This window comes from Blautia sp. 1033sp1_1033st1_G9_1033SCRN_220408 (assembly GCF_040929965.1).
GTDB classification, from domain to species: domain Bacteria; phylum Bacillota; class Clostridia; order Lachnospirales; family Lachnospiraceae; genus Blautia_A; species Blautia_A ammoniilytica.
In genome coordinates, this window is the sequence record NZ_JBFKZO010000017.1 from 1 (window position 1) to 21,132 (window position 21,132).

Here is a 21,132-nt window from a genome sequence, read left to right on the forward strand (position 1 = left end):
TTCGGCACACGATCGGAAACAGACAGATCTACCAGTTAAGAAAAGAAACCATAGAGCGGATCTTCGGTACAGCGAAAGAACAGCATGGATTTCGATATACACAGTATGTAGGAAAAGCACGGATGGAAATGAAAGCCGGGCTTATCTTTGCATGCATGAATTTGAAAAAACTGGCAAAGATCCTGGAAAAACGAGGTTGGAACACAGCCAGATTTTTGTTGATTTTAAAGAGAATAAAAAGAAAAGAAGTTTTAAAAGAAAAATGGTGCTGGGCATAACACCCAACACCAAGTTTGTCTACAGTCTGAAAGGACAGCTTGATTGCTGTCCTTAAAATTTTTAATACTGTCCTTATTAGGCGTATACTTTTGATTTATTGCGACCAAGCATTTCTGCCGTCTCAAGCCATTCTTTTATTACAACTTGAGCATTCTGAACGGCCTCATCATAAGTTTTTCCATCTGCCATACAGCCAGGAAGATCTGGAACATTTACTATATAGCAGTTATCTTCATCTGACCATGTAATAATCATTGTATATTTCATTATAGATCCTCCTTATATATTATATGTAGCAAACAATCTTCTTATTTGACGCACTTGATAAGGCTTTGCCATTTTTCCGTTTGGCTGTATATTAACAATATCTGGAATATCTGAACGATAATAGATGTAATGATCTCCTTTTATTCTGCAAAAGAACCCTCGTGATTCCATTACATATCTAAGGTCTAAAAATTTAATATTGTTATCCCTTGTACCACTCATAACGTCGTCATATGCATTATTTGGCACTTCTTCTTTCCTCCTATTATATCATATAGCATCTCAGATGCAAGAGTTATGTTTATGCCGCAATCGCCCATACTCCTCTTTCGCGGGAGTAAAAAGAACTGTACATCTGCAGTACCTGCCGTACCTTATCTTTCCAGTGTGGGTTCGAGGCAGCTTTTTTATGGCCATCAATCTCTGCATAGATATCTGAAAGCCTTGCTTCACCGCCGATTGAGGATAATGCTGCAAATACAACATCTCTCCATGTAGCGGAAGCGCTATCCCTGATATCCATTTCTTTTCGATATGGAAACTGAAAATCAAGGATATAAGGAGCAATTTTTTTCAGTACCATAATATACTCATGAACTAACGGAACAAATTTCTTATGCGAATAAGTCCGTCCTTCGGATACGCAGTTATGCTGATATTTGATGATAATCTGCTCCAGTTCTCCGGGTTTCACAATATCCGTGAGCATGGAATAAAGGTGTCCGTTCCTTCGAACATCTCCCATCAAAATCCCCATACGGGCTCCTGACTCCATGGAAGCGAAATATTTCATGACCACATTATTCAATGTTTTCATAAATTCCGGCCATGGCATCTGTCCAAGATCATGCTTTGACAGTTCACCGGATGGATCCGGATACATACTGCCAGCATATGGAATCTTGATCTCAGCTCCGTATGGCGGGTGCATAAATACGAAATCTGCATAAGAGAAAGCTTCCGGAACTTCATCCTGAAAAGCATCCAGACAGCAGATATTTGGTCTTACAGGTTTTGGGTTTAAGTCAGCTCCAAAATAGCCGACCCCCATATCCTGGCACACATCGTAACCAGTACCGGAACCAGCAAATAATTCAGCGAAACGTTCTACCTGGTATTTCCAGATCAGGAAAGCCTGAACATATCCGCTGCAGTTTCCGCGGTATTTACTATTTCCCCAAGGGCCACGGTCTTTATAGGACAGGACCGTAGAATCATTTTTTCCTAAAATTTCCTCAATTTCTTTTCGCGTCATATTATCTTCCTCATAATCTATCTTTTTTTCTATGTAAATCACTTATCTGTGCAGTAATCAAGTCCACGCTGCAATTTTATGTAAATATTGCAATATCTTTCCTGTTCACTGCCTTCACACGCCATCATTCCCTCCAGGAAGAAACTCATAGCTTCTTCTCTTGTTTTCCAGGTTCTCTTTGTGCCATAACATACTGTTGTAATCATTTAATTTTCCTCCCTTGTGAACATACCCACTGCCTACGCTAATGCTTAGAAGCGGGGGCTTCAGCCTCACGGCTTTCATTTTCTGCCTTAAGCATGTCTTTCCTTGTACCAATCAACCAGCTTATCCAAATCAAGCTTTGTGCCAAACATGGTTTTTGTTCCACCATACTTCAGTGGAAAGTTAAAATCTTTCATGTGTGATTCCGTATTAATAATTATCATGGGCAAATTCTTGACACATGTCATAAGACATAACAAAACCATAGTATGCGACACGTTTTACAGTTGTTTCAACGATCTGATTAGAACGTGCTTTATGCCATACAAGCCAGCTATGCTGCCTCCACATACCATCCTCAGATAAGGCATATCCGGTACAGATACGTGTAACTTTCTTATTCTGTTCCCATAAGTTGGATGAATTTGCATGACACTGGTTTGGCTTGCCGCGCATTAATTTCACGTTGTTGCCAACCCAAAATTGACCATAATTAAAGATATTATCCAGGTCTTCTTCGTATGTTGGAAAACAGACTGCCTCTCCTGCAAAATCAAGAAGTTTTTGACGAAGATCCAATAGACGGTCATCCATTGTTGGATGCATTTTCTTCATGTCTTCCAATGTGTCCTGGAACCAGAACTGGTTTTCTTTACATCTTGATTTCCAGTCTTCATCCATTAGCTTACATTTGATGCCGTCTTTGATTTTCTGATTTCTGGTTTCACTGTAGATAAGACATTTGTCAAACATGTCTTTATCAGTGATATTGGTAATACATGATGTGCCATCAAGGATAACACGGGTACCACAAACTGTTTGAAGTTGTGTAATATCTGTTGGTAATGATTTCATAATGTTTTTCCTCCGGTGATCAGATAATATTTTTGTCCAGCATCTGTATGGATTTGTTCATATCCGCAAATTCCTGCATAGACTCTTTGCTCGGCATATGATAAACAAAATTATCTATTGTTGCACGATTGATTCTCTCCTCAATCTCATCCACAACCTTTCTGCAGATTTCCTGGGAATCGTATTCTCCGACCCTGATAGAAGAACCAGTGAAAGGTGTCACATGGATAATATAATTGTGGATGGAAATAGATGCAAATGTAAGCGGAACAATATACAATCCGTCTTGTGATCTGATATACATAATGATTTCCTCCTATATTAATTTTGGGATTTCAGAATAAACATAATGAACATACCCACCGCCACGCTAATGCTTAGAGGCGAGGGTATTTTCCGCGTTCAGGATAAAACTCCTAATGTTCGTCCTAGAAATTTGTCATGTCGGCAAGATATGCTGGATATTCCTTTGCAGAAAGCAAATTTCTCATATATGAATAATCTCTGTATTCTGCATTTAGAAATTCGTCATAGCAGGCCCAGATGGAACCATCAAAGCCACGGTCAAATAGCCATTCTGAAAACGGCGTATCCAAATTGTTGTCCTCCAATGTATCAGCAATGTATTCCTTAACTGCCTTATCCAGTGCTTTTTCATCAACATTATGGCTGATCATCCAGTCATGCTGATATTTCTCGTAAGCAGTCTGACGAATATCATTAAGTATCTGGAATAATGGTGAATGATCGAAAGCGTCTACAAAAGCAGACATCTCATCAATGACTACTCCAAATTTTTCAAGCGATTTTAAATTTTCCTCTTCATGATAGGCGTAAAGAACGGACTTGCATGCCCAATAAGCCTGCAGGATTCTTGTTTTCATGTCATTTTTCTTGTACTGATTCATAATAGTTTCCTCCTAAAATTTTCTAATTTTTGACAGTATTAAGTTTTTCTCCTTTCTTCATAAGATTTGCTGTCATCATTAATATGTATTTCAGAAAAATTTGCATAAAAAAAGAGCTATGCGTTGCGCAAGCTCCTTTTACAGACTGTTATTCTCAGGCATTTTTCTTAGCAGCATAGTAAATCAGCTGCTCCATCCGTTCCTGCCTGGACAGGATACAGGCGATGTAGTCGTCTATTATTCTACGCATACCGTGCGCGATATCCAGAGCCTCGTAGCGGCACTCCAGTTCAAGGAGATCCGCATTGTCCTGAACGATATCCGGATCATTCTGATTGATCCATTCTATGTTACGTCTCATCTGTTCCTCAATTTTCTCACATGTAATTCTTTCTGTAGTAGTCAATACAATTCCCTCATTCTTTCTAAAGTAATAATTATAGTGTACGTTAGCCAGCAAATAACAGCAAGGACAATCGTTCGATTTGTTTCGACAAAAAAAGAGATTGTAGCGTAAAAGAATATATCAAACGTATTTTTTTGTATTGATTAATCAATGCTATGTGAACTACCGACAGACGACTACATCGGCTGGGGTTTTACGTTCTTTTCAATAATAGTGGAAATAGATACAAAGAAACTTAAAAAGACATTGCTGGAATATCCAAATGAACTGATGAGGAGAAACACCAAAGAAATCCAGTACACTGTACCAGAATTATTTATCCAGATTGCGAAGAATACCCCCGCCTCTAAGCTTAGCGTAGGCGGTAGGTATTGTTCGCGTACACAAGGTTAAGTAACAGCCTCAAGCTGTTGCTTAACCTTCTTTTTGTTGTTCAAAATATTTTTTCAGAGCGTCTATCGTACTATCTTTACGATTTCCATAAAAACGTTCAATACTTTTTTGTTTTTCCAATAAAGCTATCAGGTTTGGATCAACCGTTCCAATGTGAGATTCGCTGTATTCAACAACATAATTATAAATCGCTTTTGCACTGTCAAGGGAACTAGCCTTCAGTAATAATACTGAAACAAAGTCTTCCGAGTCCTCTTTGCAATCATTTATTGAACTGTATTCAATTTCGTCTTCTGCAAGGGAAACCAGGCCTTCGTCTGTTATATATTTCTTAACAGTCAACTTAAGGTCGGCAAAGAGTCTAAATATATCTGAAGATACATTACAGACAACAGGATCACTCATAAGATTTCTTGCAGTTTCAGGTTTAAATCCAGTGAAGGCAATGTCCTTAAGCGTGGTTTCTCTCTGAAAAATGTCAGTAAATGTTATATCAGTCAAAACAGCAGAAACCGAAGATTCTTTCATATGAAATAATTTCAGTGAGCATAAAAATTCCTTAGATATAGAGGAATTTATGTGAAGGGAAGTGGCTGTGAACGGAAGCTGGGCGTTTGTAGTAGAAATAGTATATTTCTGCTCAGCTTCTGGCTGAGACAGTGTGGAACATAACTTTACGGCCGTTCCTGTTGCAACTACGCCCATTATATCTGATGAAAAAGAAACATAGTCTATATCCAATCCGATAATGGCATCTCCTCCAGCATCCGTAATCTGCTCGATCAGCTGATTAATGGCAAAGTCCTTTGCTGTTTTGAGTTTGTCTGAATACATTGTACTATTCGTTCCAAAAAAGTCTGCAAAACTTGCACCCAGCGAACTTAAAAATCCAGTTCCGAGGGCACATTCTCCTGAATATACTCCCAGGTAGTTACTGATAGTATATCCTTCAAAATTATATCCAGATGTCATTAGTATATTATTCCTCATATTTAACCTCCTCCGTATCATACTTTCATCATTCATGTTTACGTCAACTACTCCTGAGTGAACTACTCGTCTACAAGTAACCGAGCATCACTTTTAAGACACTCTGCTTTCATCTCGGTAATTCAATTACCGAGATGAAAGCAGTATGGCTCTTTGAGCAATCAGCCTTTCCCCAGAGGTTTCCTTGCTCCAATGACCCAGTTCCCGCAGTGATGCAGGATCCTGAACTTTGACAGGCTGACCTGGTTATACTTTCCGGATGTACGGATGTAGTTATCCTCTGCATCTTTCATATAACAGGATGTCCCGGTAAACCCGGAGATCCAGCCTTTCTTCCCGTTCAGTTCCACACGGTCGAACAGGCAGGCGGTAACGGATGTTCTCTTTCCGCCCCGTCTTTTCGTGAAGGTCACGGCCTTTGTGTTCTTGCTGTTCCGTGCAGCTTTCCGGTTCAGTTCCTTCAGTCCCTTCCTCGGGGTCTCTTCATGAAGGGAGCGTTTCTTTCGCCTTACCTGCTGGATATAAAGGACAGGTTCCTTATCCTTAACGGAAGTGACACCCGTCCTTACCAGGGCAATGGCTGTGGCATCATTCCCATGGCTCTTTGGGAGCTTCAGTATCTCCCGGTCCACTTTCGTGATGTTCCCATAGGTAAACACCGCATCCGGGAATGTCTTCCTGAGGCGTTTCCTTAAGATGTTCATGAACGTGGCATCCCGGAGGCCCCTGGTGAACTTCTTCTGTTCCTGCATCCACTGGTACAGGACGCCTCCCGGCAGGTGGTTCTCCGTGGTATGGCAGCAGCTGCATACCGTGGCCATATACTGCGGGTTATTGGAAGCCCCCTGGCTCCGGTACAGGATATGGTGTACATGCAGCTTCCTTCCTTTCTTTTTACAGACCTGGCAGGTATACCTGTCTCGGTCAAGGACGTAGGCACGGACATTTTCGTAGTCGTACTGCGGCCCTTTCTGGTACAGGCCACCGTGGAGCCCCGGGTCTTTCATGCGGGCCGGGTCGAAACGTCCCAGTTCGATGGCAAGCCGGTATCCTTCCGGGAGAAGGCCCTGCAGTTTCCTGATCCACCGGATATGGTGGTCTGTCTTTGACTGCAGGGACGGCGGAAGCCATCCTTCCGGCCTTCCGGATGTGAACGTACTCTTCTGTTTCTTCCAGTGCCGGCCTTTCTGACCCGGTTTCTCACAGTATACACGTTTGGTCTTCGGTCTCCATTTCGGGTGGCGGTACCGGATCTTGCGGCAGCGTCTCCCTCTCCTTAAGGAAGCTCTTGTTTCCAGTAGTTTCCTTTTTGTCATGGAATCCCTGAGACTGATCTCCTCCTTATGCAAGACAGTACCGTCTTCCAGCACAACGGATACCCCGATGTGCTGGGACCCGGTATCTATGCCAAGATAACCGGGCTGCGTGGTACTGCCTGTCTTATAGTTCAGTTTTATGGTAAACGGGACTTTCCGGTATACGGAAGCTTTCCCGCCATCAAGTAATAAACGGGCTTTCCTTTCAGATACAGGCATCAGCCGGCATCCGCTTTGCCCTACCACGAACACACTCATGGCTGATCCCTCCTTTTATTATTGTGGCAGGTACGCAAGAGTCCTGCCCTCCCATACGGGAGTCGTCGCCCTTCGACAAGGTTCCGGATACTTCGTGCACCAGGTCAGTGCCTCCTTCTCCGGGGAGACATCCGTTGCCTGAACCCTGTACCGGCTTTGGCACAACCGGGTCGGGTATTGATATCCGGGACGTAGTGTAATGATACCCACCATCGTAAGTGGATCCCATCACCCTGAGTCTAGTCAGCGCGCCCTTTCGGGTACTACTGATAACTTCACATGCCTTTCAGCATGCTCGGTTATTCAATAGCCGAGAAGCTGACGAGTACCATCTTTGGCATATTTCAGAGTATCACACAGCTTTATATTGTGTTTTTGGATACGGATTTCATCACTGAACCCCAAAATGTAGCTGAGACAGATCCTGTAAATAATCTCTGTCGGGGCACATCCAAATACCTGTTTCGCAAAGATATGGTTTAGACGTTCTGTGTCGTCTGGATACAGACTTTTCATGTGTTCACGCTGGTATAAACGGGTGACAATCTCTGTAATGTACATTCCAGATTTCATATACAGGTCTGCAAAGGTCTTATCCGGATCATCAAAGCATCCCGGATTTTCTTTTTCCAGACAGTCAACCATGTCTTTTACCACCCATTTAGGGGTAAAAATCTGGTTTGTCTTCTGCGGCGGTACGCAATCGAAGATATCTTCCTGATTCTTTTTATCAAAGTAGTCAGCCAATTCTATTTTCTTAGCAAGAAACTCTTTTATGGAATCATTAAATACAACCGGGTCAATGAATGTATCTACGGATTCCTTGATGGTTTGCTGCAGCGTCTCGACAGCCTGTTTTTTCTGCTCATCAATGTGTTGGTTTACAGCCTGTATTTCTTCTCTGGTCGTAGCTTCTGCCAGTCTCTGTTCGCGCTCCTTTTCCAGAATCTTCTGTTGGATTTGGAAGTCTCCGACTGCTTTTCCTACGACAGCATGGGTTTCTGTCTGCAGCTTCCGTTCCAGATTTTTCTTTGTGGATACAGAAAGCTCCTTGCCATATTCCTCAGATGCTTTCTGAATCACATGATCCGTAACTTCCGATTTAAAGGTTTTTGAAAGTGACTCTATCAGGGCATCGCTTTTTGCACAGGATATGAATTAATGTCAATTAATGTATCCAAGGCACACCTCCGCCTCTTTTTGTATGTTTTCAGATACATATATTATAACGCTAATTTGATGGTTCATCTACACGTTTCAACATAAAAAAGAGACCGACTGGCCTCTTTTTTATGTTGAACTCAGTTCAAAATACCATATATATAATTTGTGTTTTCCAGAAATCATTTTCCAGTCTTTTCCGTAAATTGTTTTAAACTCTGAATTAGCTTTGGAATTCAACAAGGCTGGATACTTTCTGTTTTTTACAAAACATATAAGAAATTATTCGACGCTCTTTATTCATAGACAACTCCTTTGGCACTGTGAAGTATTGAATTTTAAATGTTATAAGGCTGTTTTCAATTTTTTGTTCCGCTTTCGTTTTGAGGTCATTTAAAATTTTCTGTTCCGGATGCGTTTTGAGGTCATTTAAAATTTTCTGTTCCGGATGCTCCAAATTACAGGACCACTTCACATATATAGTAATATCCATTCGATTCACAGACGGCCACTCCATATTGTGTAACATTTTTACTCATCCTTGTTTTCCTTGCAGAATCAAGGGCCTGGAACCTTGTATGTATATCATCCGCAGTTCTTGAAATTGATTTCCAAAGATTTTCGCCTGGTGCTGAACTGGTTACTTTGTAATCTGACAACATAGCTCCGAGTGATCCATATGTCGGAAGTGTTCCGCTGGATGTGTCATAAACTGCCATATCTGCTGCACGAAGCTGAGCGATCTGCATAGCTGTATCTGACATTGTAAGCGTTCCCAGTCCATTCTTGGATCTCTGAGCATTCAGTAAAGCAAACATTTCATTCGCAATATCTGTTTTATAGGTATAATTTCCGATAACCCTTGCGATCTCACCTGAAAGTGTATCCTGTTTCTTGCTTATATCACCCTGTACAGGTTCTGTTTCCTTAGTAATATTCTGCTTGTTATCTACCTCATAAGGTCCTTCACTAATCGTAGAAACAAGGTTTCCAGCATCATCATAGGTCTTTTTGACATAAGTTTCATAAGTAGATGTCCAGCCATCAATATTCCTGGTTTCTTTTACCACTTCAACTTCTGTATGGGTTCCATCACCGTTATTGATGATTGTAGGTTTATCTGGAGTGATATCTGTGAATCCAGGAGTAGTTCCTCCGTTTCCACCCTGATTGATGTTAACATTAACATTGTATGTATCAGAACTTCCATTTGCCGCTGCAGCGTTTGCGTCTGCCATATTCTTTGCCATCTGATCCACATCTGATGTATCAAGGGATCCTGTATTCAGGTTTCCGCTTGATGGTAAAGACAGATTTCCAGCTGCATCATCAAGGTTTGTTAATTTTGGCAGATCTGTATCAATCCATGAAAACGTACCATCTCCATTGTCCACACGTTTTTCATATCCGATAACAACCCCATGATCATTCAACTTGGAATAAACATTTCCTGTAATATGGACATGTTTACCATCAATCGTTGTAGCATCTTTATTTTTGTTCAACTCATTCCCTTCACTGTCTACTTCAACGAAAGCATAGGTATCATCATCGTTGCGGACATATTTGTAATACTTGACCGTGCCATCTTCAGCTGTTACCTTATAAACATTTTCCAGTCCATCTACCGGCTCATAATTATCTGGGATATCCGGGTTAACATCCTCCCACTTCCAGCTTCCATCAATCTGTTTTGTCCTTTTTCGGTAGCCGATGATCTTCCCATCATTATCGATGACCATATAAAGTTCATTTTCTCCCGGGACCGGCATATAGTTTAATGGTATCTCCGGATCCAGCTTCCACTCATCATCCACTTCTATCTTTCCAGTATTCCACCAGGCTCCTGCACTTGCATCATATCCTTCTGCATATTCATCGGGTCTGTTAACAGGGGTCTTTATCCGATAAGTCCAGGAACCTAAGAAACAGGCTACCAGAAGGACTAATAGCATTACCAACTGTTTCAAGATCATTTCCTCCTTTTTTTATTTTTAATATGTTATTTTTCATGAATTTCATCAGATTTTTGGGCATAAGAAAAAGGCCTGTTGGCCTTTTCCTATGTAGCCAGGTGATACTGGCATAATATTGAAGCAATGGATTGATTAACCTGTTCGGGTTTCTTCTTTTCAGATACAGAGGGAACAAAATCTGAAACTTCTACCTGAACCTTTGGTTTTCCCATATAGTTCTGATACCCAAGAGTTCCAATAAGATCCATACAGGTCGGACAGCCTTCCGTTTTAAACTTTTCAGCCATATCGAACGCTATCGCACTGCACCCGGGACCTAAAAATTTAATTGCACCTTTTCGCAGTTCTGTATAAAAACTGTTTCCGATAGGTACTGTTTTAAAATTTTTGATTTTAACAACAACGGGCGGATTTCCTTCACCAAAAGGAGCAAACCGTTGAATATCAGCTGTAACATCTGAAATATCAGATGCCCTGATTTCTATATCATATTCAATCATATCTGATTTCGGATGAGGAGCTCCCATAATCTCATTCATTCCTCTTCGAAATTCAAGAAACCCTTCTTTCGGAATAGACAATCCAGCAGCCCCTTTATGTCCTCCATATTTTGAAAGGATTTCCGGGTGCAGGTCATGGAACTTATCCAATGACTCTTTGATATTGTTATAGTCTGCAGCCCTGGCAGAGCCTTTTAATCCATGCTCTGTTTTTGTGAACACGATAGCGGAGCAGTTATATTCTTCGCTGAGGAAACCAGCTACCAAACCAACAACACCTTCTGCAGTTTTCGGATCACAGATGATGAGAGGATTAGATCCAATAAGGTTTTCTTTCTCAATCATATCTACAGCCCTTTTCACAGCTTCTTCTTTTTTCCCTTTTCTGACATCATTAATTCCATTCAATTCCTGCGCCATCATAGAAGCGTTGGTATAATTTCCGGTGATCAGTGTCTGAAGGGAAATGTTTGCTCCATCATCATATAAACGACCTGGAGCATTTAACATTGGAGCCAGTTTAAAACCGATATCTCCTTCATTTATGATATTATCCGACTGTAAAAGATTAACCATGCACTGAAGCCCTGGTGTAATATCCCTGTCACGGATACTTTGGATTCCCTCATGATAAATATTCCGGTTATCGGAAATAAAAGGCATCACATCTGCAACTGTGGCAATCGCAGCAAAAGCTGAAATCTTTTTCAGAGTCTTTGTGCCAGGAATCATAATCTGAGCCAGTTTATAGACCAGACCTGCTCCACAGTAGCCATTGAAAGTAGTTTTTACAGAAGTTCCTTTCTGAATCAATTGGTCAGGAACATGTGGGTCTACGATAAGATCTGCTTCAGGAAGGACAATCTGTCCATCTATCTTAGGCTCATGGTGGTCGATAACAAGAACTACCATTCCTTTTTCTTTTGCCTTTTTAATAGCTGGAATTGCGGCAATCCCATTGTCTACCGTAATAATTACTCCTCCGTTAACCTCATCTACAATCTTCTCTGATAATCCATATCCTTCTGACATACGGCGAGGGAGTCTGAGATTTATATTGTCAGCATGTAACTCCCGTAGTAAGAGGTATAAACCTGCCGTAGCACACACACCGTCGCAATCATAGTCCCCAATTACAGTAATCGGAGCATTCTGTGATGCATAGACCTGGATCCACATTGCCATAAGATCCAGATTCTGGATAAAATACGGTCCCTGTGACGGATGTAAAAATTCTTCAGCTAAACCTGTATTATGCTGTACTACATCCATGACATTTTTAAATCCTTTATTTTTCCATTGCATATATATTCTCCTTTCATCAATAGTTTTTGTTTCATTTTTAATATGTATTTTTAGAAGAACGACATGAAAAAAGCCGGGCCAAAGCCCGGCAAGAATGTGATTAGATGCGGTCAAGAACTACATATCTTGCAACAATAGAGAGCAAAGTCTGTGCCCTTCTTCCTTCCTGTGCAGGCATACGTTTTGTCTGGATGATACCAGACATATTTACATAATCTCCTACCTTAGGTTCCAGTTCCATATTGCGATCAAAATATACAAAAGATGCACGGCTTTTAGTTTCGTTTTTCATATCTATCCTTACAGTGACAATGTACAGATTATGGTCTTCGTTACGATAAACACGAATGATTTCTCCTCCAAGGCTTACACTGCAAAAGCCATTTTTAGAATTGTCCAGAAATATATCGTCTGCGATAAGACGAATCCGGAATTCACGATGAAAATTGTTTCCACCTGTTGGACGCATTATAGAAACAGTTTCAATGTGCCCTCTCAGGGAAACAATATCGCCTTCATTTACTTCTCGGTTCACTTCGATAGCTTTTTCTCCACTCATAACAAATGCTGGAAAGTCACGGTTAAAATTGTCTGATTTTGATTCATTATTACTATCCAATTTTCCCCAGATAAGCTTCGGTGTGAAGATCCCTACTACAATAAAGAGACTCTTTGTTTCATTGTTAAAGTTTTTGAACATTACTTTTCCAGTACACTGGATGGTGTTCTCAGGTTTAATTTCATGTGTCATAATAAAACTCCTTTCAAGATATTTTCTGTTGGATTCTCGGTTCTTCAAGAGGAAAAAGTCTGGAACATAAGAACAATGTCCCTCCTGCTATCTTTCGCTGACGAACTTTACTCTCATATTTAATATGTCATTTTAGAAAACTTCTAAGAAAAATTATTTTTTCGCTTTACTTTTATATTTCTGATCTTGTAAATGTCTCATGTTTTGAATCTTTGTTACAGCATTCTCTCCTGAAGAATCGCAAATAAAACCTGTATAACTGTCTTTTTCAGGTACACGCTCCATCAGTATCCCGGATTCTTTTTTTTGCTGTTTTCTTTCTGGCTTTACATTTCTGGTTTTCAACTGTTCTTCTTTTTCATGTTTCTCCTCAAGTTTCTTCTTTTTTACATAATGACGCATATAGCGTCTTTTTTCAGCTCTTGAAATACTAAAGCTCCTAATATTGAATCCTAAAAATAACCCGGCAAAAACACCCACAAGGGCTGCCAGAAAATACATTCCGATAAGCATTGTTTCCATAAAAATATTTAACACCCGGAAATGAAACTTGCATATTTCCGGGTGCTCCCTCCCTTCTGTTATAAAATCAGAGCATCATAATCAATTGCGTCCGCAGCCACATCTGCACTCATATCAGCTCCTGCTTCTGTTAACCCAGTATCCGGAACACTGTCAGGCGTACTTGACATATTGTCTGGTGTACTGAAATCGTTCTGGCTATCCATATAACTGGTATCCGGTGTCTGCATATCAGCTGTATTCTGTTGAATGTCCTGAGACAAGTCTGGTGAAGTGTCAAATCCTGTATCATTTGTAAGATCAGATGTATTCAAGTCCATAGCTTCATTGAGCCCGTTATCCAATCCATTATCCAGACCAGTATCAAAATCATTCTGCATCGCAGAATCTACTCCATCACCGATAATTCCTTCTGAATCAATGTTGTCCATGATATCAAATTCCATTTCTGCAAGATTTATCACATCAAAGTCAGGCATAGAATCCAATGTAAAATCAGGTACTGCCATATCTTCAGCTATAGAATCAAAGGCTAGGTTCACCGTTTCGTCTACAGAAACAAAAGGATCCATTGCGTCACAGAGTGTTTCCGTAAAAGAGTTTCCACACATATCAGAAAGGTCACTAAGCAGATCACTATATGTTTCCATAAGCTCATTGGATTCAAGGATATTTGAAGCATCATTTGATATCGCATCCGCAAGGGCATCTGCGAGGTCTTCATTTGATATCGCATCAATCTCATAAGCTTCTCCAAGAGCCATTTCTTCCCCATTTATTGTAAGAGGAGTGTTAAGAAAGTCTGAAAAGCCAAAATCCGGCTCTTCTGTATAAGCAGTTATTGCATCCGAAATTTCATCCATGCCTTCTTTTCCTGCTGCAGGTTCGGCTGACACTGTTTTCATATCGTTTGCAATGTCAGAAACCTCAGTATCTACATTGTCCGCAAATTCCTGTGTACCATCGCCATCTTCCAGGCCTGGACTTGTTTCTCTGGAAGGTTCATCTGTTTCCTTATTATCCATGACCCCAGCCAGATCTGAACCATCAAAATCCGCTTCTGGTACCGTTGTTTCTTCTACCATTTCCGCATTAAGAGGATCTTCTCCTACTTCTCCACCATCTGTATCATTCTGACTATCTTCTGACTTTTCACGGCCAAGTTCATCATCGTCCGGATCATCGTCCATATCTGCACCATGTCCAGATACTTCATTTCCTGCTGATGGTGGAGTTTCCAGGGAACTGTCAATATCTCCCCCGTTTTTCTTTTCAAACTCTTCCTCATCTGGTTTATCTGGTTCATTATCCGTATCGTCTGGTTCTTTCTCTGGGGTATCGGTATCCGGATTTTCTCTGTCTACTGATTCTGGAGGCTGCTCCATATCATTTGGATCAGTTTCCTGATCAATCGGATTCTGTTCCTGATCCACAGGACGATTATCTTCGTTGTCAAGGTCTTTTTTATCATCACCAGCCGTCTTATCTGGATCAGCCTTTTCATTGTCAGGATTATCTTTTGGATCCTCATCTACTTTATCTTTTGGATCTTCATCAGTTTTATCCCTGGGATCTTCCCTATCAGAATTTTCCTTTTCCAGATCTTTATTATCCGGTTCCTGCTCTATTCTTTCTTTTGGATCTTCTGCATCCCGTTCGGTCTTATCAGCCGGTTCTTTATCTTGATCTGGTTTATCCTCCAAAGATTTTTCTAAATCTTCTTTTGGGTCTTCTCTGTCTATTTCAGCCTTATCTGGATCATTTTCCAAATCTTTTTCATTTGGTTCCTTATCAATGTCCTTTGGCTCTTCACTTGCCAGATTATCCCTGTCTTTGTCAGCCTTATCCTCCGGTTCTTTGTCCCTATCGGCTTTATATTCCGGCTCTTTATCCTTGTCAGCTTTATCCTCCGGTTCTTTGCCCCTGTCAGCTTTATCCTCCGGTTCTTTATCGCTGTCAGCTTTATCCTCCGGTTCTTTATCGCTGTCAGCTTTATCGTCTGGTTCTTTATCCATGTCCGCCTTATCGCTGTCCGGTCGTACCAAATCTAAGATCTTGTCATGAAGACCTTGCTGGAAGTCATTCTGAGGAAACACAATGCTAATAGGATCCTTAATTGTTCTGTATATTTCAATGCCCTTATTGACACCGTTGATAAACTCAATTTTATTTCCAGCAAGATGCAGGATGTTATTTTTATCAATAGCATCTCCTATTCTTGAAACAATGTCCTTGTTGAACTTCGGATCATCAATAAGAGTTGTAACAGCTTTAAAAATGCCTTCACGGATAACTGCTTTTCCTTCACTCTCACCATATGTTTTCAGGATATTTAAAGCAGTTCCAAAATAAGAATCACTTGGCTTCGACAGTACGTCCCTGTCTGCGGAAGTTCTCTCACCAGGTTCTTTTTTCAGGACATCTGACATACTGGAGGCCATTTGTGTTACTTTGTCCTTAACCTCTTCTTTAGCCTCTTCTTTATCTTTGAATTCAGAATCATCAATATCATTCACAGATGCCTTATCCGGAGATTCTTTATCAGCAGTATCTTTTGATTTATCAAATTCTTCTGCCTTATCTTTATCAACTGAAACAAGCGATAAGCCTGAAGGTTTTACTTCAACATCCATTTTTATCGGTGTTCCATATTTTTCAAGTGCTGAACAAACCTTATCAAAAGAAGTTTTTGCAACAGCGGAAATACTGTTCATGATATTATTGATTCTTGAAAAAACAGCCTTTTCTCCAGAGCTGATCCGATCTGCCAAAGAAGCAACCACATTAACGACCGCATTTGACGTTATCCTCAGAAATCCATCCGGATTTTCAGTCCCACCAGTTTTTTCAAAACAGATGCGAAGCTTATCCTTTACCTCACCAAGCGATACTTTGGATTTTACATAATCTGAGAATTTGTCCTGCAGTTCCCATTGAAGAGCTACTGTCGGACTGACAGCGTAAGCAGAAGGGTTCTTGAGCACATCTGTAGTTTTACTAAGGATATTTTTGATTTTAACAGATACGCCGTCTGCTTTTGAAATGCTTTCCATTCCTTTGCATACTGCTTTAATTTTTCCCTGGTCTATATCAGGCCTATCATACTGAATAGAAGCAATAACCTTTGCTACCGGATCTGAAATATTCTGTTTTCCTTCAGTTTTCTGGATATTTCCAATAAGTTTTTTTAATTCACCATCGTTTCCGACTTTTCCAGCAGTTATTTTTTCTGACAAAATCTCATTCAACCTGCTTTTCAGCATTTGCTCATCTTTAGTGAGAACTGGTCCTTCCTTATTCTCCGATTTATCTGCTTTATCTTTAGAAGACACATTTTTTTCATTATCGGTTTTCACATCTGAATCTTTGGAAGTTTCTGATTTGGGTTCATTATCCGGATTATTTTTTTCTAACGAATCTCTGGCATTATCAGCAGAGTCTTTTTCCATAAGCTTATTATCGGTTGATTCCTTATCTTTAGGTTCGGCATCCGTTTCGTCCCATGTATCTGCTGTTACATTACTTTCAGCTTCCTGCTCTTTATCTTCTGATTCAGTATCATCAACCGGTTTCTTATCTGCAGCATCTTCTGGTTCGTCATCTTTGAAATACTCTGAACCCGAGTCTGTTCTATCTTTCAGACCTTTCTCATCAGTATCCTTTTCGTCAGCTGAATCTTTAGAAGAGTCATTGGTGAGATCTTCTTTCTCAACATCCTCTCTCTCTTCCACCTTACTGTTATCTATGTCCTTACTTCTATCAGAATCTATATCTATCTTTCCTGTTTTAGAATCTTTGTCTACTTTATCCGGGACCGGGCCGCTTACTAAATCAAAGATTCCTTCAATAAGAGAAAGTGCTATACTATTTAAAAGATTTGTCTGAAGAAATCCATTGATTGCCAATGCACAATCAAAAGAAGTCGGCACCCTTCCATTTATTTCCAGGCCTTTATTTCTCGCAACGATAACGATTTTCATATTTGTGTATGTAAAACCAATATTGCTTCGATAAATTGGGAACAAAGGATTTTTTTCGATATAACCGTTTCTTTTATCGATCATCCTGTCTACTTTTTCGTCCCCTGTTTTTTCCCAGAGAATTGATTTTCCATGTCTTTCAGCAGAAGCTGCTTTATCAGCCATGTCTGCCTGACTATTCCTATCAGAATCCTGTCTCTTATTTCCAGTATCTTCCGTAGTATTATCAGAAGTGAATTCATGTTCTGCCCGTTGGAAACCGGATACATTAGAATCTGCCTTATCTGACTGATCCTCCGAAGATATTTTATCTTCTTCTTTATCGAAGAATTTTTCTACAAAATCCGTATTTTTAATTTTTTCAATGTCATCTGGATTGACGTTGACATTATACAAAGATTGCAGAAGCTTTCCATACTTTTCAAGGGAATTATCTACATTACTGTCTTCACCTTTCTTATAAAGGTCATCTGCAAACAGATGTATAGCTCTGGCAAGGGCATTTCTTTCTACCGGACCAAGGCATTTTTCATCAATATACTGTTTTCCGTTTTGAGCCTTGTATAAATTATTGAGGAGCTGGGCAAAATCCTTAATTCCTTCTTTTGCCTCATCAATGTAGTCTATATCAACTTTCGCTTTCATTTCACCTGAAAATGAAATGCCGAATTTATCAGTAAATGAACCATTATCATTGATCTGCATTCCTGATTTTGCTTTTACAGTATCCATATCTATGGAACCATCAGGCTTTGTTTCATAAGAAAAGATTTCTTTTCCAGCGTGGGACTCCAGTATGGCAGTTTTTTCATTTTCAGGAATATTATCCAGATGTTTGGTCATTACATCATTTACTGTATTGATAACATCTCCGCATCCTTCCTTAAATACCTGGCTGATTGCCGAATATTTATTTTCACTGTCAACTCCGTCATTCTCAACCCTGGATTCTCCAAAATCAGAAAGAAACTCTTTTACAATCTGTGCTATTTTTTTAATACTCTCATCAGAAGCACCATGTATAGGTTCAATATCTGATATTGCTTTTTGTACACTTTCTGCAAAAACATCCAGCCCACCGCCTTTGACAGCAGTAGTTTCGAATGCTTTAATAATACTATTCTGTACATCGTCCGGAATATCAGAAGCGACCTTATAATCACTTAATGCGATTACAGCAGAAATAAGCGCAGAATTCCCCACATTTTTAAAAATATCATTTAACTCATTTAAACTTGGAAATATATCCTCATCACATATCTGTGTTCTGATAGAAATATCGGGGTCATCCTTATATTCATTCAGTTCTGCCAGAGCATTTTCAAGGGTATTACATAATTCCTCGATCCTACCTGCAATGTTGTAATCTTCCAAAACAAACACCTCCTTCATATATTTCTAATATGTCATTTCGTGACATTTGTAGTAAAAGATGACATATTAAAAAGAAAAGGGGTGATGTAATTGTATTGGCTTAGATCCAAATTTGGAAGATTCTGGCCATTGATCCTGATTGCAGCAATGCTCTTTGTTTTTATTGTTTTTGCTACCAAACAGGATAATCTGAATGTTTATAATGGAGGAAATTCTACTTATACAGTAGAATCGGAATCTGAGACTGAAAAGGAAGTTGTATCAAACACTTACATGAACAAGGATATCGATCTTTCCATGCAGATTCCAGACGGATGGCAGCATGTAACAAAGGACGGATATGATACCTATGTACACAGTGCTTCTGCTTCTTCCATCCAGATACAGGTTATGGCATATTATCCAATGGTCAATAATGCAACAGCAGAGTCCTTGTCTGAAACTTATTCCCAGCGAGGTATGAGGATCACAGAATTCCAGTACATGTCAGATAACAGTTATTATCTGATTTACCAATCACAGGGAATGTCAGGGATTACAGATTACATCGAATATGTTATCTGGGACAGGTCACATGTAGCTAAAGTAGTTGTAACCTTTAATGATGAAAATTACGAGAAATTAAAAGATGAGATCTGGTATTGTCTGGACAGTATTTCATGGCAGTATGAAGATCCTATCACGGACGGATATAGACTGGTTTATCAGTTAGAGGGAGACTTTGAATATGCCGTACCGGATCAATGGACTACTGGTTCTTCTGATTCCTCTGTTTATGCTTACGATGAATCCAGTGGAGCTTCCCTTACTGTAAACCTTATCAATGACTCTACGATGCTCTCTGACATCACAGAGCTTGATTATTCGAACTTCCTTTCTAATGGAAAATCAAATTTTGTATTGAACCAGTTCCAGCAGACAGATAACAGCATTTACGGAGAAGCCACTTATGTAAATAACGATATTCAAATGGCCATTGTGCAGGAGTATTTTGCAAATGGTACGTATCAATATATCCTCACTTATGAGTTTCCGACAGAGCTTGGAAGCGATTATGTAAGTCTTGCACAGAATGGACTTGGAATGACCAGGATTTTTTATACAGCAGATGAATCCGAAAGCGAAACAGATGAAACAAATGATACACAGACAGAAAGTAATGGTGCTTCGAGCGTATCCCATTCCGACACAAATGGGACTGTATTCACCCCAGGGTCTCTTCCTTCTGAACAAAGTGAAAGTCAAAGTGAAACGCAGGCAGCCGGGCAGTCCGAGGCAACTCAGAGTGAAACGCAATCCGATTCCCAGAACGAAAATGTTTCCAGTTTTTCAGATGCATTACAATCGGTGGCAAACCTTTCACAGACACAGGCAGATAACGTTTCTTATATATGGTCTTCTTTAAATCTTGGAACTCCAACCTACGCACAGGCTATAAAAGAAAGTGATACTTCATTGATATTAATGGTCACGAATGACCAGAACATCAAATTTTATATAACGGTCGGAAAAGATGGGACTTTACAGGAAATCCACGCAGAAAGTGAAGATGGGCAGTTAATATATCCGCAAAGTTAACAAAAAAGAGCAACCACATAGTTGCTCTTTTTTCATGATAGCATTTTCCAAACTAGAAAAATAAGATAAGAAACCAACGCAAATGGTGCTATTGGATATTCCCTTTTTCTTAATTTTGTCAGTAAAAAGAATCCTGTACTTATAGTTGCCAGAACAACTACATATCCCACAACATCTTCTCCCAACATAAGTCCAATTGCGGAAAGCATCAGTACATCTCCGCCACCAAAATTTCCTGTTGTAGCCAATGCAAAAGTCGGAATTAACATACATGCCAGACCAATCAGATTCCAATATCCAAATTGTTCCATGTATAACAAAATCCCGCTTCCTATAACCATTACAGAGGGAAATAGCCATACAGGTATAGTTCTCGTTTTAACATCTGTATATGAAGCAATACAAAGAGAAGCAAATAGTAGAACAGTAATAATAACTATCATAACATTCCTTACCTTTTCATTGCCCGAAGATTCAGAATTTGCACGTATAGCTTATCTCCTGAGTGTTCCAATACTTTATACTCTGTTCCCTTGCTGGACCATTTGAAATTGGTTAAATCAATCGTTTCCCCATTTACTTCCGCTTCTGCAATCATTCCCATCAGCTTATCTATCATTTTCCGATACTCGATTAGGTTAATTCGATTATTACAAGCCCTTTCTTCTTTCGTCCTGTTTTCTGGATAATATTTCGGACAAGAGTAGAACATAGAATGAGGACCGTTATTGATCACCATCTCTACTCTTTCTTTATGATTTCCACAAATCGGAACGATATTTTTCCATGAATTTTCTATCGTAAGCATTTTTTATCTCCTTTTTTCTTTTAATATGTCATTTTTTCTTCCCAAA

The 21,132-nt window shown here is 39.8% G+C and carries 20 protein-coding genes; 2 read left to right on the forward strand and 18 right to left on the reverse strand.

The annotated features are described in order from the left end of the window. The coding region (locus AB5916_RS12140) for a transposase (RefSeq protein WP_368191113.1) at positions 1–278 on the forward strand (278 nt) is incomplete at its 5' end. 76 nt (positions 279–354) lie between these two features. On the opposite strand, the gene AB5916_RS12145 is transcribed toward AB5916_RS12140, so the two are convergent. From AB5916_RS12145 to AB5916_RS12220, 16 genes are all read right to left on the reverse strand, one after another. Then, a complete protein-coding gene (locus AB5916_RS12145; protein ID WP_368191115.1) occupies positions 355–546 on the reverse strand; it encodes a type II toxin-antitoxin system HicB family antitoxin in 192 nt (63 codons plus the stop codon). Between the two features lie 12 nt (positions 547–558). Continuing rightward, entirely contained in the window at positions 559–795 is a 237-nt protein-coding gene (locus AB5916_RS12150; RefSeq protein ID WP_368191117.1) for a type II toxin-antitoxin system HicA family toxin, read from the reverse strand. A 52-nt stretch (positions 796–847) separates the two neighbouring features. Continuing rightward, positions 848–1,801 carry a hypothetical protein gene (locus AB5916_RS12155; protein WP_368191119.1) on the reverse strand — a complete coding sequence of 318 codons (954 nt, stop codon included), beginning with the start codon at positions 1,799–1,801 and terminating at the stop codon, positions 848–850. A 38-nt stretch (positions 1,802–1,839) separates the two neighbouring features. Next, on the reverse strand, positions 1,840–2,007 hold the full coding sequence (locus AB5916_RS12160; protein WP_368191121.1) for a hypothetical protein: 168 nt from the start codon (positions 2,005–2,007) through the stop codon (positions 1,840–1,842). Between the two features lie 208 nt (positions 2,008–2,215). Next, on the reverse strand, positions 2,216–2,860 hold the full coding sequence (locus AB5916_RS12165) for a hypothetical protein (RefSeq protein ID WP_368191122.1): 645 nt from the start codon (positions 2,858–2,860) through the stop codon (positions 2,216–2,218). Between the two features lie 19 nt (positions 2,861–2,879). After that, on the reverse strand, positions 2,880–3,164 hold the full coding sequence (locus AB5916_RS12170; RefSeq protein WP_368191125.1) for a hypothetical protein: 285 nt from the start codon (positions 3,162–3,164) through the stop codon (positions 2,880–2,882). Between the two features lie 124 nt (positions 3,165–3,288). Next, positions 3,289–3,768 (reverse strand): hypothetical protein, encoded by a 480-nt coding sequence (locus tag AB5916_RS12175; protein ID WP_368191126.1) that lies wholly within the window; start codon positions 3,766–3,768, stop codon positions 3,289–3,291. A gap of 154 nt (positions 3,769–3,922) precedes the next feature. Further along, positions 3,923–4,129: a hypothetical protein gene (locus AB5916_RS12180; protein ID WP_368191129.1), complete on the reverse strand. Its 207-nt coding sequence runs from the start codon at positions 4,127–4,129 to the stop codon at positions 3,923–3,925. Positions 4,130–4,588: 459 nt separating this feature from the next. Next, complete coding sequence (locus AB5916_RS12185; protein WP_368191130.1) at positions 4,589–5,557, reverse strand: heavy metal-binding domain-containing protein; 969 nt, start codon at positions 5,555–5,557, stop codon at positions 4,589–4,591. Between the two features lie 161 nt (positions 5,558–5,718). Next, positions 5,719–7,131 (reverse strand): RNA-guided endonuclease IscB, encoded by a 1,413-nt coding sequence (gene iscB / locus AB5916_RS12190; protein ID WP_368191132.1) that lies wholly within the window; start codon positions 7,129–7,131, stop codon positions 5,719–5,721. 303 nt (positions 7,132–7,434) lie between these two features. Then, entirely contained in the window at positions 7,435–8,214 is a 780-nt protein-coding gene (locus tag AB5916_RS12195; RefSeq protein WP_368191134.1) for a hypothetical protein, read from the reverse strand. Between the two features lie 536 nt (positions 8,215–8,750). Further along, positions 8,751–10,262 carry a CAP domain-containing protein gene (locus AB5916_RS12200; protein WP_368191136.1) on the reverse strand — a complete coding sequence of 504 codons (1,512 nt, stop codon included), beginning with the start codon at positions 10,260–10,262 and terminating at the stop codon, positions 8,751–8,753. Positions 10,263–10,354: 92 nt separating this feature from the next. Beyond that, positions 10,355–12,073, reverse strand: a complete 1,719-nt coding sequence (locus AB5916_RS12205) for a DHH family phosphoesterase (protein WP_368191137.1) — start codon at positions 12,071–12,073, stop codon at positions 10,355–10,357. A gap of 100 nt (positions 12,074–12,173) precedes the next feature. Then, on the reverse strand, positions 12,174–12,824 hold the full coding sequence (locus tag AB5916_RS12210; protein ID WP_368191138.1) for a hypothetical protein: 651 nt from the start codon (positions 12,822–12,824) through the stop codon (positions 12,174–12,176). 153 nt (positions 12,825–12,977) lie between these two features. Next, on the reverse strand, positions 12,978–13,361 hold the full coding sequence (locus AB5916_RS12215) for a hypothetical protein (protein ID WP_368191139.1): 384 nt from the start codon (positions 13,359–13,361) through the stop codon (positions 12,978–12,980). A 44-nt stretch (positions 13,362–13,405) separates the two neighbouring features. Beyond that, positions 13,406–18,700, reverse strand: a complete 5,295-nt coding sequence (locus AB5916_RS12220; RefSeq protein WP_368191141.1) for a hypothetical protein — start codon at positions 18,698–18,700, stop codon at positions 13,406–13,408. 90 nt (positions 18,701–18,790) lie between these two features. On the opposite strand from AB5916_RS12220, the gene AB5916_RS12225 reads away from it, so the two are divergent. Next, positions 18,791–20,278 carry a hypothetical protein gene (locus tag AB5916_RS12225; RefSeq protein WP_368191143.1) on the forward strand — a complete coding sequence of 496 codons (1,488 nt, stop codon included), beginning with the start codon at positions 18,791–18,793 and terminating at the stop codon, positions 20,276–20,278. 32 nt (positions 20,279–20,310) lie between these two features. Here the strand turns inward: AB5916_RS12225 and AB5916_RS12230 are convergent, their stop codons facing one another. Next, positions 20,311–20,721, reverse strand: a complete 411-nt coding sequence (locus AB5916_RS12230) for a prepilin peptidase (RefSeq protein WP_368191145.1) — start codon at positions 20,719–20,721, stop codon at positions 20,311–20,313. Positions 20,722–20,729: 8 nt separating this feature from the next. Then, entirely contained in the window at positions 20,730–21,086 is a 357-nt protein-coding gene (locus AB5916_RS12235) for a hypothetical protein (protein ID WP_368191146.1), read from the reverse strand. Between the last annotated feature and the right edge of the window lie 46 nt (positions 21,087–21,132).

Bases quoted from the DNA above. Each gene is read 5' to 3' on its own strand.
- AB5916_RS12210 (WP_368191138.1), bottom strand. From the start codon at position 12,824: ATGACACATGAAATTAAACCTGAGAACACCATCCAGTGTACTGGAAAA.
- AB5916_RS12145 (WP_368191115.1), bottom strand. From the start codon at position 546: ATGAAATATACAATGATTATTACATGGTCAGATGAAGATAACTGCTAT.
- AB5916_RS12185 (WP_368191130.1), bottom strand. From the start codon at position 5,557: ATGAGGAATAATATACTAATGACATCTGGATATAATTTTGAAGGATAT.
- AB5916_RS12175 (WP_368191126.1), bottom strand. From the start codon at position 3,768: ATGAATCAGTACAAGAAAAATGACATGAAAACAAGAATCCTGCAGGCT.
- AB5916_RS12160 (WP_368191121.1), bottom strand. From the start codon at position 2,007: ATGATTACAACAGTATGTTATGGCACAAAGAGAACCTGGAAAACAAGA.
- AB5916_RS12230 (WP_368191145.1), bottom strand. From the start codon at position 20,721: ATGATAGTTATTATTACTGTTCTACTATTTGCTTCTCTTTGTATTGCT.
- AB5916_RS12165 (WP_368191122.1), bottom strand. From the start codon at position 2,860: ATGAAATCATTACCAACAGATATTACACAACTTCAAACAGTTTGTGGT.
- AB5916_RS12235 (WP_368191146.1), bottom strand. From the start codon at position 21,086: ATGCTTACGATAGAAAATTCATGGAAAAATATCGTTCCGATTTGTGGA.
- AB5916_RS12180 (WP_368191129.1), bottom strand. From the start codon at position 4,129: ATGAGACGTAACATAGAATGGATCAATCAGAATGATCCGGATATCGTT.
- AB5916_RS12170 (WP_368191125.1), bottom strand. From the start codon at position 3,164: ATGTATATCAGATCACAAGACGGATTGTATATTGTTCCGCTTACATTT.
- iscB (WP_368191132.1), bottom strand. From the start codon at position 7,131: ATGAGTGTGTTCGTGGTAGGGCAAAGCGGATGCCGGCTGATGCCTGTA.
- AB5916_RS12205 (WP_368191137.1), bottom strand. From the start codon at position 12,073: ATGCAATGGAAAAATAAAGGATTTAAAAATGTCATGGATGTAGTACAG.
- AB5916_RS12155 (WP_368191119.1), bottom strand. From the start codon at position 1,801: ATGACGCGAAAAGAAATTGAGGAAATTTTAGGAAAAAATGATTCTACG.